Below are 12,981 nucleotides of genomic sequence, written 5' to 3'. Positions count from 1 at the left end.
CCGCCCGACCGGGCGGTACCGCGACCGGCTGACGGGGCGCTGGGGCTCGACCTCGGCAACCCGCTCCGGGCGCCGCCGAGCCCGCTGTCACCGGATCGCGTGACACGCGTGGGTCGCAGATACGACTCGTTCGGCGTTTCGCGCCGCCGAGTCTGGATTGTCGGGGTGATGTGCGCCACAGTGGGGCCCCTGCGGTCGGCGACGGAGCCGACCGGACCCGCGGAGGTGCACGTGTCCGAGAGTCCCCAGGAGACCGACTACCAGCGCGTCCAGCGCTCGGCCGAGTTCCAGGAGCTGCGACGTCGGTTCCGGCGGTTCGTCTTCCCGCTGACCGCGCTGTTCCTCGTCTGGTACTTCCTCTACGTCCTGCTCGCCAACTACGCGCACGGGTTCATGAGCACGCGGGTCGCGGGGAACGTCACCGTCGGCCTGCTGCTCGGGCTCGGGCAGTTCGTCTCGACGTTCGTCATCACCATGGCGTACGCGCGGTGGGCGAACCGGACCCAGGACCCGGTCGCCGAGCGCCTGCGCGAGCACATCGAGTCCGGCGCGATCCTGCGCGAGGGCACGCCCGGCCGCGCGGGTGAGGGGAGCCCCGCATGAGCGCGCCCACCGTCGCGGTCCTCGCCGCCACGGCACCCGCCGAGCAGGTCGGCGAGCCCGTCGTCAACATCGCGATCTTCGGCGCGTTCGTGCTCGTGACGATGGTCATCGTGTTCCGGGCGTCGCGGAACAACCGCAGCGCGGCCGACTACTACGCGGCCGGACGCTCGTTCACCGGCCCGCAGAACGGCACCGCGATCGCCGGCGACTACCTCTCGGCGGCGTCCTTCCTCGGGATCTGCGGCGCCATCGCGGTCTACGGGTACGACGGCTTCCTCTACTCGATCGGCTTCCTCGTCGCCTGGCTCGTCGCGCTGCTGCTCGTGGCCGAGCTGCTGCGCAACACGGGCCGGTTCACGATGGCCGACGTGCTGTCGTTCCGGCTGCGGCAGCGCCCCGTGCGCATGGCCGCGGCGCTCTCGACGCTCGCGGTCGTCTTCTTCTACCTGCTCGCGCAGATGGCGGGCGCCGGCGGGCTGGTCGCGCTGCTGCTCGGCATCGACAACGCGGCCGCGCAGGGGCTCGTCATCGCGGTCGTCGGTGCGCTCATGATCATGTACGTCCTGGTCGGCGGCATGAAGGGCACCACCTGGGTGCAGATCATCAAGGCGATCCTGCTCATCGCCGGCGCCGGGGTCATGACGGTCTGGGTGCTCGCGCGGTACGGGTTCGACCTGTCCGCGCTGCTGCAGGGCGCGATCGACACCGCGGGCGAGGGGGGCGAGACCCTCATCGAACCGGGCCGGCAGTACGGCGCGTCGGCGCTCACGCAGCTGAACTTCCTGTCGCTCGCGCTCGCGCTCGTCCTCGGCACCGCGGGCCTGCCGCACGTGCTGATGCGCTTCTACACCGTGCCGTCGGCCAAGGAGGCGCGTCGCTCGGTCGTGTGGGCGATCTGGCTGATCGGGATCTTCTACCTGTTCACGCTCGTGCTCGGCTACGGCGCCGGCGCGATCGTCGGCTCCGAGAGGATCCTCGGGGCCCCCGGCAAGGCGAACTCGGCGGCACCGCTGCTGGCCTACGAGCTCGGCGGGGTGTTCCTGCTCGGCATCATCTCGGCCGTCGCGTTCGCGACGATCCTCGCGGTGGTCGCCGGCCTGACCATCACCGCCGCCGCGTCGTTCGCGCACGACATCTACGCGTCGGTCATCAAGCGCGGCGAGGTCGCCCCCGACGGCGAGGTGCGCGTCGCGCGCATCACGGTCGTCGCGATCGGTGCGCTGGCGATCGTCGGCGGGATCTTCGCCAACGGTCAGAACGTCGCGTTCCTCGTCGCGCTGGCCTTCGCGGTCGCGGCGTCGGCGAACCTGCCGACGATCGTGTACTCGCTGTTCTGGAAGCGGTTCAACACCGCGGGTGCGCTGTGGAGCATGTACGGCGGCCTGGTGTCGTGCATCCTGCTCATCACGTTCTCGCCGGTCGTCTCCGGCAAGGTCGACCCGGCGACGGGCGAGAGCCTGTCGATGATCCGGGACACCGGCGTCGACTTCGCGGTCTTCCCGCTCGAGAACCCGGGCATCGTGTCGATCCCGCTGGCGTTCCTGCTCGGGATCGTCGGCACGCTGCTGTCGAAGGAGAAGCCGCACCCCGAGAAGTTCGCCGAGATGGAGGTCCGCTCCCTGACCGGTGCGGGCGCCGAGAAGGCGACGTCCCACTGACGGGGTCGGCCCGCCGCCGGGCCCGGACCTCGTGCTCAGGCGAGCGGTCGGTGCGTGCGCACGATCAGCGTCCCGGGCAGCCGGGCGCCGCGCACCGGCCCCCACCCGCCCCACACGCGCTCGTGGCCCGCCGGCCACTCGGGCTCGACCAGGCCGTCGAGCACGAGCCCGGCGCCCACGACGTCGGCGACGTGGTCGGCGACCGTGCGGTGGTACTCGGCGTACAGCACGCGGCCGTCGGCCGCGGTCTCGACGTACGGGCGGCGGTCGAAGTACGAGCGCGTCGCCGTCAGCCCGTGCTCGCTCGGGTCGTCGGGGAACGCCCAGCGCAGCGGGTGCGTCACCGAGAAGACCCAGCTCCCGCCCGGGCGCAGCACGCGCGCGACCTCGCGGTGCACACGCTCGGGGTCGGGCACGAACGGCAGCGCGCCGAACGCCGTGAACACCACGTCGAACGACGCGTCGGCGAACGGCAGCACCCGGGCGTCGGCCTGCACGACGGGCGTCCGGGTGCCGACCGCCGCGTCGAGGCGCGCGGCCGCCGCCAGCATCCCGGCGGACACGTCGGTCGCGACGGCCTGGGCGCCCGCGACCGTGCGCAGCCACCGCGAGCCCTGCGCGGCCCCGGCGCCGACCTCGAGGACACGCGCGCCGCGCACGTCGCCCAGCAGACGGGCCTGCGACTCGCGCAGGCCCTCGGGGCACCACAGCAGGTCGGCCGGCCCGAGGAAGTCGCCGTGCTCGTCGAGGTACTCCGCGGCGTTCGCGTCCCACCAGCCGCGGGCCGCCCGGCCCCCGGCCTCGGCGGGCACGTCGTGGTAGCCCGCGTCGGCGAGCGCGTCGTCGTCCTGGGGTCCGTGAGCCACGTGACCAGTGTGTCCGCATCACAACGCGTACCCAGCGGTAACACAGGTGTGACACAGCACACCTACCGTCGCGGGGGTTCCGCACGGCGCAGCGCACCGCTGCGTCCTGACGAAGGGTGGCACCAGTGAAGAGCAGGTGGCAGATCGTCGCGGTCGGCGTCGTGGCGGGGCTCGCGCTCACCGCGTGCGCCGCGAGCGACCGCGACTCCCAGGGCGGCACGACCGACGGTGCGACCGGGGGCGGACGTGACACGTTCATCTTCGCGGCGTCGTCCGACCCCGCCTCGCTCGACCCCGCGCTGGCCAACGACGGCGAGTCGTTCCGCGTCGCGCGGCAGATCTTCGAGGGGCTCGTCGGCGTCGAGCCCGGGACGGCCGACCCGGCGCCGCTGCTCGCCGAGTCGTGGGAGGTCAGCGACGACGGCCTGCAGTACACGTTCCAGCTCAAGGAGGGCGTGACCTTCCACGACGGCACCGACTTCGACGCCGACGCCGTCTGCTACAACTTCGAGCGCTGGAACGGCTTCACCGGCGTCCTGCAGTCCGAGTCGCTGTCGTACTACTGGCAGAAGGTCAACGGCGGCTTCGCGACGAGCGACGTCGAGAAGCTGAACGGCACCGGCAAGTACGAGTCGTGCGAGGCACCCGACGCGAGCACGGCGGTCGTGCACCTCAAGAGCCCGCTGCCCGAGCTCGTCTCGGCGCTCTCGCTCCCGGCGTTCTCCATGCAGTCGCCGACCGCGCTGCAGGAGTACGACGCCGACGGCGTCACGGGCGAGGGCGACGCCCCCGTGCTGCCCGCGTACGCGACGGGTCACCCGACGGGCACCGGTCCGTACACGTTCGAGTCGTGGAGCCCGGGCGAGCAGGTCGTCCTGACGGCCTACGACGACTACTGGGGCGAGCAGGGGCAGGTGCGCCGCATCGTCTTCCCGATCATCTCCGACGCGACCGCACGCCGGCAGGCGCTGCAGGCCGGTGACGTCGACGGGTACGACCTCGTCGGACCCGCCGACGTCGTCGCGCTCGAGGAGGCCGGGTTCCAGATCGTCAACCGCGAGCCCTTCAACATCCTCTACCTGGGCATGAACCAGGCGAACCCCGACCTCGCCGACCTGCGCGTGCGGCAGGCGATCGCGCACGCGATCAACAAGGAGGCGCTGGTCGCGCAGACGCTGCCCGAGGGCACCGAGGTCGCGACCAACTTCGTACCGCCGTCGGTCGCGGGCTGGAACCCCGACGTGACGACGTACGACTACGACCCCGAGAAGGCGAAGGCCCTGCTCGCGGAGGCCGGGAAGTCCGACCTGACGATCGACTTCAACTACCCGACCAACGTGTCGCGGCCCTACATGCCGACCCCCGAGCAGGTCTTCACAGCCGTGTCGGCGGACCTCGAGGCCGTCGGGATCACCGTCAACGCCGTGCCCGACCCGTGGAACCCGGAGTACCTCGACAAGATCCAGGGCGGCGCCGACCACGGCCTGCACCTGCTCGGGTGGACCGGCGACTACAACGACACCTACAACTTCATCGGGGTCTTCTTCGGAGGCGCGTCGAACGAGTGGGGCTTCGACGACCCCGCCCTGTTCTCGGCCGTGAACGACGCGCGCTACGTCGCCGACATCGACGACCAGAAGGCCGCGTACGAGAAGGCCAACGCCGCGATCATGGACTTCCTGCCCGGGGTCCCGCTCGCGCACCCGGTCCCGTCGCTCGCGTTCAAGGCCGACGTCCACGGCTACCCGGCCTCGCCGGTCCAGGACGAGGTCTACAACGTCGTCACGCTCGGCGACTGAGGGAGCGGCACCACCCGATGACCCGACTGATCATGCGGCGCCTCGCGCTGCTCGTCCCGACCCTGCTCGGGTTGTCGGTCCTGCTGTTCCTGTGGGTGCGTGCTCTCCCGGGAGGGCCGGCGACGGCCCTCCTGGGGGAGCGCGCGACCCCGGAGGCGGTGGAGCGGATCAACCAGCTGTACGGCTTCGACAGGCCGCTGCCGCAGCAGTACGTGCAGTGGCTCGGCCAGCTGCTGCAGGGCAACTTCGGCGTGTCGACCCGCACCGGACGTCCCGTGCTCGACGAGTTCCTCAACCGGTTCCCCGCGACCGTCGAGCTGTCGCTCGTGGCGCTCGTCGTGGCCGTCGGGCTGGGCATCCCGCTCGGCTACCTCGCCGCGCGGTACCAGGGGCGCGCGGTCGACCACGCCGCGGTCGTGATCTCGCTGCTCGGCGTGACGGTGCCCGTGTTCTTCCTCGCGTTCCTGCTCAAGTGGCTCTTCGCGGTGCAGCTGGGATGGTTCCCGTCCTCGGGGCGGCAGGACCCCGCGATGATCGCGACCCACCCCACGGGCTTCTACGTGCTCGACGGACTCATGACGCGCGAGTGGGACGCGAGCTGGGACGCGGTCGTGCACCTCGTGCTGCCCGCGCTCGCGCTCGGGTCGATCCCGCTCGCGATCATCGCGCGCATCACGCGGGCGTCGGTCATCGACGTGCAGCACGCCGACTACGTCCGCACCGCGCGCGCGAAGGGGCTGTCGGCGCCGCACGTGCGGCGCCGCGTGATCCTGCACAACGCGATGCTCCCGGTGTCCACGACGATCGGCCTCCAGGTCGGGCTCCTGCTGTCGGGAGCCGTGCTCACCGAGACCGTCTTCGCCTACCCCGGGATCGGCAAGTTCCTCGCCGACTCCGTGTTCAACCTCGACTACGCGGTGCTGCAGGGCTTCATCCTGCTCATCGCCGTGGTCTACGCCCTCGTGAACCTCGCGGTGGACGTGTCGTACGGCCTGATCGACCCGAGGATGAGGACGCGATGAGCGCACCCGAGGTGTACGAGGTCCCGCAGCCGCCCGTCGACGCCGGCGACGCGCTCGCGGAGGACCGCCGCGCCGGCGAGGCCCTGTGGCGGGTCGCGGCCCGCCGGCTGGTCCGCAACCCCGCGGCACTGCTCGGTGCGGCGATCGTCGTCGCGTTCGTCGTCGTCGCGCTGCTCGCGCCGGTCCTCGCGCAGTTCCCGGCGGGCGCCCTGCCGGGCCGGGCCGACGTGCGCCCCACGTTCATCCCGGGTCCGTCGGCCGCGCACCCGCTGGGCGTCGACCGCTACGGCGCCGACGTGCTCTCGCAGCTCGTGTGGGGCGCCCGGTCCTCGCTGCTGATCGGCGTGCTCGCCACGCTCCTGGGCCTGGCCGGCGGTGCCGTGATCGGGCTGCTGGCGGGAGCCTTCGGGGGCTGGGTCGACTCGGCCGCCATGCGGCTGGTCGACCTCATGCTCGCCGTGCCCAGCCTGCTGCTCGCGGTCTCCATCGCCGCCGTCGCCGGGCAGACGCCGTCGGCCGTCGTCATCGCGATCGGCGTCGTGCAGGTGCCCGTCTTCGCGCGGCTGCTGCGTGGGTCGATGCTCGCGCAGCGCGGGCAGGACTACGTGCTCGCGGCGCGCTCGCTGGGGCTGTCCCGGCGGACCGTGACGATGAGCCACGTGCTGCCCAACAGCGTCTCGCCCGTGATCGTGCAGGCGACGCTGCTGCTCGCGACCGCCGTCATCGAGGCCGCGGCGCTGTCCTTCCTGGGCCTCGGCGGAGGCTCGCCGACCACGGCCGAGTGGGGACGCATGCTCGTGGCCGCGCAGAACGAGCTCGAGATCGCCCCGCGGCTCGCCCTGTGGCCGGGCGTGTGCATCTCCGTCACGGCGCTCGGGTTCACGTTGTTCGGCGAGGCGCTGCGCGAGGCCCTCGACCCGCGATCGAGGAGGCGATGACCGTGACCGACGCACCCGGGGCAGCGGCGGGGCCGCTGCTGAGCATCCGCGACCTGGAGGTCACGTTCCGCACGGAGGCCGGGAGCTCGACGGCCGTGCGCGGCGTGTCCTTCGACGTCCGGGCCGGCGAGACCGTCGCGGTCGTGGGGGAGTCGGGGTCCGGCAAGTCCACGACCGCGGCGGCCGTCATCGGCCTGCTCGCCGGCAACGGCGCCGTCACCGGCGGGCAGATCCTGTTCGACGGCGAGGACCTCGTGGGCCACGACGACGCCGCGATGCACCGCCTGCGGGGATCGCGGATCGCGATGGTGCCGCAGGACCCGATGTCCAACCTCAACCCGGTGCGGCGGGTGGGTGCGCAGATCGACGAGGCGCTGGTCGACAACGGTGTCGTGCGTGGCCGCGGCGTGCGGGCGCGGACCGTAGAGCTGCTCGCCGAGGCCGGCCTGCCGGACGCCGCACGCCGGGCGCAGCAGTACCCGCACGAGTTCTCGGGCGGCATGCGGCAGCGTGCGCTCATCGCGATGGGGCTCGCGGCCCGGCCGCAGCTCCTCATCGCCGACGAGCCCACGTCCGCGCTCGACGTCACCGTGCAGCGCACGATCCTCGACGGGCTGACCGACCTCACGGACCGGCTCGGCGTGGCCGTGCTGCTCATCACGCACGACCTGGGCCTGGCGGCCGAGCGCGCCGACCGCGTCGTGGTCATGTACCGCGGCGAGGTCGTCGAGCAGGGCGACGCGCGCACGCTGCTCACCGACCCGCAGCACGCGTACACGCGGCGGCTGCTCGCGGCGGCCCCGTCGCTGGCCTCGCGGCGCATCGAGCTCGCGCGGCAGGGCGTCGAGGTCGTGCAGCCGGCGGGCGAGGACCTGCTCGCGCCCGCCGGTGTCGGTACCGCCGCGGACGCGGGGCGTGCGCCCGGGCAGGCGCCGCCGCTCGTCGAGGTCGAGCACGTCACCAAGGTGTTCCGGCTGCGCGGTCGTGGGCTGCTCGGGCGCGGCGCCGACCTCACGGCGGTCGACGACGTCAGCTTCGTCGTGCCGCGTGGCCGGACCCTCGCCGTGGTGGGGGAGTCGGGATCGGGCAAGTCGACCGTCGCGCGCATGATGCTCGACCTGCTGCCGCCGACGTCGGGGACGATCCGCTTCGACGGCGCCGACGTCGCGTCGCGCGACCGCGCGGCGGAGGTGGCGTTCCGACGTCGGGTGCAGCCGATCTTCCAGGACCCCTACGCGTCGCTCGACCCGTTGTTCACCGTCTACCGGACCGTCGAGGAGCCGCTGCGCGCGCACGGCCTGGGTGACCGCGCGCAGCGGCGGGCGCGCGTGCGCGAGCTCATGGACCAGGTCGCCCTGCCCGCCGACCTGCTGCGGCGCTACCCGGCGGAGCTCTCGGGCGGTCAGCGGCAACGGGTGGCGATCGCGCGGGCCCTGGCGCTCGAGCCCGAGCTCGTGGTGTGCGACGAGGCGGTGTCGGCGCTCGACGTCGTCGTGCAGTCGCAGATCCTGCACCTGCTGGCGGACCTGCAGTCCCGGCTCGGCCTGACCTACCTGTTCATCAGCCACGACCTCGCGGTGGTGCGGCAGATCGCCGACCGGGTGTGCGTCATGCAGGCGGGCCGCCTGGTCGAGGAGGGCACGGTCGACGACGTGTTCGGGTCGCCCCGCACCGACTACACGCGCACGCTCCTCGACGCGATCCCGGGTCGGGACCTCGACCTCGGGCGTACCGCGTGACGGTCCGCGCGCGCCGTCCGCGCTGGTCCGACGGCGCGTGCGGGACCGAAGGCTGATCGCGTGGCCCGCGTCACTCGCTAGGGTGGTCACGGCGCCGCGTCGGAGCGGGCCACCTCCCCCCGACTTCTCCCGGGGGTGACCCCTGCGAACGAGGAGCTGCAGCGTGCGAGTCGGTCTGCTGACCGGAGGCGGCGACGTCCCGGGCCTGAACGCCGCGATCCGAGCGGTCGTCAAGCGGGGGGAGGGGGAGCACGGCCACTCGATCATCGGGTTCCGCAACGGCTGGAAGGGCGTCGTCGACGGCGACGTCATGCCGATGGGGCGCCAGCACATCCGCAACGTGCTGCCGACCGGTGGCACGCTGCTCGGCACCGCGCGGTTCCACCCGCACGCGTCCGACGGCGGGCTCGACGCCGTGCTCGCGACCCTCGAGGCCGAGCGCATCGAGGCGCTGATCTGCATCGGCGGCGACGGCACGCTGCACGCGGCGAGCAAGGTGGCGGAGGCGGGCGTCAAGGTCGTCGGCATCCCCAAGACGATCGACAACGACGTGTGGGGCACCGACGCGTCGATCGGCTTCGACACCGCGGTGAGCATCGCGACCGAGGCGATCGACCGCATCCACACCACCGCCGAGTCGCACAACCGCGTGATGATCGTCGAGGTCATGGGGCGCACGGCCGGCTGGATCGCGGTGACGTCGGGCATCGCGGGCGGCGCCGAGCTCGTGCTCGCGCCCGAGGACCCGTTCGACATCGACAAGGTCGTGAAGTTCCTCAAGCACCGCCACCGCGCGCACGCGAGCTTCTCGATCCTCGTGGTCGCGGAGGGCGCGGTCCCCGCCGAGGGCACGTCGATGCACTACGAGACCCAGGTCGGCAAGTTCGGCGAGATCGTCGCCGGCGCGATCGGCGAGCGGCTCAAGGTCGAGATCGAGCAGCGCACGGGCTTCGACACGCGCGTCACCGTGCTCGGGCACACCCAGCGCGGCGGCATCCCCACGGCGGCGGACCGGATCCTCGCCTCGCGGTTCGGGGTCGCGGCCATCGACGCGGTCACCGCGGGCACGACCAACGTCATGACCGCCATCCGCGGCGAGGAGGTCGTGCTGGTGCCCATCGAGGAGATCGCGGGCAAGGTCAAGCACGTCCCGCAGGACATGCTGACGGTCGCGCGCGCGCTGGCGTGACGGGTCGGCGTCGACCGACCCTGCCAGGGCCGTGCGAGGCGCTCGACGACGGCTTTGCCTCTCCCGCCGTCCACCCGATAGGGTGGACGGCGGTGATACGCGCGCTCTCGCGTTCCCGACCTGCTCGTGGTCCGGCCGTCGGCCGACGTCGGGGGCGGTGTCCGGGAACACCCGGGCGATCGGCGCTGTTGCCGAGACCGCACCACTCCTGTCCGCACTACATCCTGTCCGCATCGGAGCCCACCCCTACATGAGCATCTCCACCCCCGCGAAGCCCGCCGCCCCGCAGGTCGCGGTGAACGACATCGGTTCGGCCGAGGACTTCCTCGCCGCGATCGACGCCACCATCAAGTACTTCAACGATGGCGACATCGTCGAGGGCACCATCGTCAAGGTCGACCGCGACGAGGTCCTGCTCGACATCGGTTACAAGACCGAGGGCGTCATCCCCTCCCGCGAGCTGTCCATCAAGCACGACGTGGACCCCGGTGAGGTCGTCAAGGTCGGCGACGCGGTCGAGGCCCTCGTCCTCCAGAAGGAGGACAAGGAAGGCCGGCTGATCCTGTCCAAGAAGCGCGCTCAGTACGAGCGGGCGTGGGGCACGATCGAGAAGATCAAGGAGGAGGACGGCGTCGTCACCGGCACCGTCATCGAGGTCGTCAAGGGTGGCCTCATCCTCGACATCGGCCTGCGCGGCTTCCTGCCCGCCTCCCTCGTCGAGATGCGTCGTGTCCGCGACCTCCAGCCGTACGTCGGCAAGGAGATCGAGGCGAAGATCATCGAGCTCGACAAGAACCGCAACAACGTGGTCCTGTCGCGCCGCGCGTGGCTCGAGCAGACGCAGTCCGAGGTGCGCTCGACCTTCCTGCAGACCCTGCAGAAGGGCCAGGTCCGCCCCGGTGTCGTGTCCTCGATCGTCAACTTCGGTGCGTTCGTCGACCTCGGCGGCGTGGACGGCCTCGTGCACGTCTCCGAGCTCTCCTGGAAGCACATCGACCACCCCTCCGAGGTCGTCGAGGTCGGCCAGGAGGTCACGGTCGAGGTCCTCGAGGTCGACTTCGACCGCGAGCGGGTCTCGCTGTCGCTGAAGGCGACGCAGGAGGACCCGTGGCAGGCGTTCGCCCGGACGCACGCCATCGGCCAGGTCGTCCCCGGCAAGGTCACCAAGCTCGTCCCGTTCGGCGCGTTCGTGCGCGTCGAGGACGGCATCGAGGGCCTCGTGCACATCTCGGAGCTGGCCGTGCGCCACGTCGAGATCCCCGAGCAGGTCGTGCAGGTCGGCGACGACGTCTTCGTCAAGGTCATCGACATCGACCTCGAGCGTCGCCGCATCTCGCTGTCGCTGAAGCAGGCGAACGAGGGCTTCGACCCCGAGTCGGACGACTTCGACCCCGCGCTGTACGGCATGGCGGCCGAGTACGACGAGCAGGGCAACTACAAGTACCCCGAGGGCTTCGACCCGACGACGAACGAGTGGCTCGAGGGCTTCGACGCCCAGCGCGAGACGTGGGAGGCGCAGTACGCGGCCGCCCACGAGCGCTGGGAGGCCCACCGCAAGCAGGTCGCCGCGGCGGCCCAGGCGGACCTCGACGCGCAGAACTCGGACAACGGCGCTGCGGCCACCAGCGGTGGCGGCGGGGCGGTCCCGTCGACGTACTCGTCCGCGACCGAGGAGGCCACCGGCACACTCGCGTCGGACGAGGCGCTCGCGGCGCTGCGCGAGAAGCTCACCGGCAACTGACGGGAGGCGGGCGGCAGCCCGCACCCGGCACACCACGACGGCCGGTCACCCTTCGGGGTGACCGGCCGTCTTCGTCGTGCTCGCCCCGTGGGCCGCCGCGCGACTCGCGCCGGGGCTCGTGCATCGGCACGATGGGGCGATGCAGAGGATCGGTCTGACGGGTGGCATCGCGGCGGGCAAGTCCGTCGCGGCGCGCAGGTTCGGTGAGCTCGGCGCCGTGGTCGTCGACGCGGACGTCCTCGCCCGCCTCGCGGTCGAGCCGGGGACTCCCGGTCTGGACGCCGTGGTCGAGGAGTTCGGCGCCGGTGTGCTCGACGCGCAGGGAGCGCTGGACCGGGCGGCGCTCGCGCGGGTCGTGTTCTCCGACGCGGCGGCCCGCGCGCGGCTCGACGCGATCGTGCACCCGGCGGTCCGGCGGCTGGCGGCCGAGCGCGAGGCGGCCGCCGCGACCCTCGACGCGGGCGCGGTCGTCGTGCACGACATCCCGCTGCTGGTCGAGACGGGTCAGGCCGCGGACTTCCACGTCGTCGTCGTGGTCCACGCCCCGGCGCTGCTGCGGGTCGAGCGGCTCGTGCGGCTGCGGGCCATGACGCGGGAGGACGCCGAGGCGCGCGTCGCCGCCCAGGCGCGCGACGAGGAGCGGCTGGCCGTGGCGGACGTCGTGCTCGACGGGTCCGGCGGGGACGTCGACCTCGAACGGCAGGTCGACGAGGTGTGGGAGCGCCTCGCGGCCGAGCGCGACGACGAGAGGGCCGCAGAGGCGCCCTGACGGCGCCGGTGCGACCTTGGTCCCGCCGATGCGATGAACGTGGGTCACCCGCACGAGTGAATTGAACGCGTGTCCACGCGAGGAGTACCGTTCGAGCGCCGATCACTCGGAACGGACGCGACGACGTGTCCGAGGGGCCGCCCCGGCGGTCCGTCAGGGGCAACGCAGCCGGAGGAACGATGGCGCTCCAGTCGGTCGGCACGAACGGGTGGGAGGCGCGCCCGCTGCAGTCGAAGGCGTCCATGTCGGTGGCCACGGCGACGCTGACGGCGTCGCAGGCGCTCGACCTGGCGGTCAAGGCGGCCGCCGCGGTCGAGGACCCGTCCGGGTGGCTGCGCACGGGGGACCGTGCGTCGAGCAAGGTGTCCTTCTCGGTCCGGGACATGACGCGTGACGGCACGGAGCCCGTGCTCTTCTTCGACGTCGAGCTCGACCGCGCCGTGGGACGCGTGACGGTGCGGACGATCATCACGAGCTACGTGACGAGGTCGTCCGGCATGAGCGCGCTCGTGCCGGTGTCCAAGCGCAAGATCTCGGGCTTCTCGACGTACCGCGCGTTCATGGACGGCTACGCGAAGCTGCTCAAGCAGGCGGACCCCGCCGCGTCGGTGTCGTTCAGCGGCACCTGACCGGGCGCCCCGGCCCCGCGGGGTCGTT

The 12,981-nt window shown here is 72.3% G+C and carries 11 protein-coding genes; 10 read left to right on the top strand and 1 reads right to left on the bottom strand.

The features are described 5' to 3' along the window. The first annotated feature begins 231 nt into the window (after positions 1-231). Positions 232-603: a DUF485 domain-containing protein gene (locus ATM99_RS10145; protein WP_062102818.1), complete on the top strand. Its 372-nt coding sequence runs from the start codon at positions 232-234 to the stop codon at positions 601-603. Then, positions 600-2,261 carry a cation acetate symporter gene (locus ATM99_RS10140; RefSeq protein WP_062102803.1) on the top strand — a complete coding sequence of 554 codons (1,662 nt, stop codon included), beginning with the start codon at positions 600-602 and terminating at the stop codon, positions 2,259-2,261. The genes ATM99_RS10145 and ATM99_RS10140 overlap by 4 nt, the downstream gene beginning before the upstream one ends. Positions 2,262-2,296: 35 nt before the next feature. On the opposite strand, the gene ATM99_RS10135 is transcribed toward ATM99_RS10140, so the two are convergent. Further along, the gene (locus tag ATM99_RS10135; RefSeq protein WP_062102802.1) at positions 2,297-3,127 is read right to left on the bottom strand and encodes a class I SAM-dependent methyltransferase; all 831 of its coding nucleotides are present in this window, start codon (positions 3,125-3,127) and stop codon (positions 2,297-2,299) included. A 125-nt stretch (positions 3,128-3,252) separates the two neighbouring features. Between ATM99_RS10135 and ATM99_RS10130 the strand changes: the two genes are divergently transcribed. From ATM99_RS10130 to ATM99_RS10095, 8 genes are all read left to right on the top strand, one after another. After that, complete coding sequence (locus tag ATM99_RS10130; protein WP_062102801.1) at positions 3,253-4,926, top strand: ABC transporter substrate-binding protein; 1,674 nt, start codon at positions 3,253-3,255, stop codon at positions 4,924-4,926. Positions 4,927-4,943: 17 nt separating this feature from the next. Next, a complete protein-coding gene (locus ATM99_RS10125; protein WP_062102800.1) occupies positions 4,944-5,948 on the top strand; it encodes an ABC transporter permease in 1,005 nt (334 codons plus the stop codon). Continuing rightward, positions 5,945-6,886 carry an ABC transporter permease gene (locus ATM99_RS10120; RefSeq protein WP_062102799.1) on the top strand — a complete coding sequence of 314 codons (942 nt, stop codon included), beginning with the start codon at positions 5,945-5,947 and terminating at the stop codon, positions 6,884-6,886. Before ATM99_RS10125 ends, ATM99_RS10120 begins: the two co-directional genes overlap by 4 nt. After that, complete coding sequence (locus tag ATM99_RS10115; RefSeq protein WP_062102798.1) at positions 6,883-8,625, top strand: ABC transporter ATP-binding protein; 1,743 nt, start codon at positions 6,883-6,885, stop codon at positions 8,623-8,625. Before ATM99_RS10120 ends, ATM99_RS10115 begins: the two co-directional genes overlap by 4 nt. Positions 8,626-8,788: 163 nt before the next feature. After that, a complete protein-coding gene (locus ATM99_RS10110; RefSeq protein WP_062102797.1) occupies positions 8,789-9,814 on the top strand; it encodes a 6-phosphofructokinase in 1,026 nt (341 codons plus the stop codon). A 250-nt stretch (positions 9,815-10,064) separates the two neighbouring features. Beyond that, positions 10,065-11,555: a 30S ribosomal protein S1 gene (gene rpsA / locus ATM99_RS10105; protein WP_062102796.1), complete on the top strand. Its 1,491-nt coding sequence runs from the start codon at positions 10,065-10,067 to the stop codon at positions 11,553-11,555. A gap of 139 nt (positions 11,556-11,694) precedes the next feature. Beyond that, the gene (coaE, locus tag ATM99_RS10100) at positions 11,695-12,324 is read left to right on the top strand and encodes a dephospho-CoA kinase (protein WP_062102795.1); all 630 of its coding nucleotides are present in this window, start codon (positions 11,695-11,697) and stop codon (positions 12,322-12,324) included. A gap of 179 nt (positions 12,325-12,503) precedes the next feature. Beyond that, entirely contained in the window at positions 12,504-12,953 is a 450-nt protein-coding gene (locus tag ATM99_RS10095) for a hypothetical protein (protein ID WP_062102794.1), read from the top strand. Positions 12,954-12,981 lie beyond the last annotated feature (28 nt).

The sequence above is a fragment of the Cellulomonas sp. B6 genome (assembly GCF_001462455.1).
Lineage (GTDB): Bacteria > Actinomycetota > Actinomycetes > Actinomycetales > Cellulomonadaceae > Cellulomonas.
This window is presented reverse-complemented; position numbering and strand designations above follow the sequence as displayed.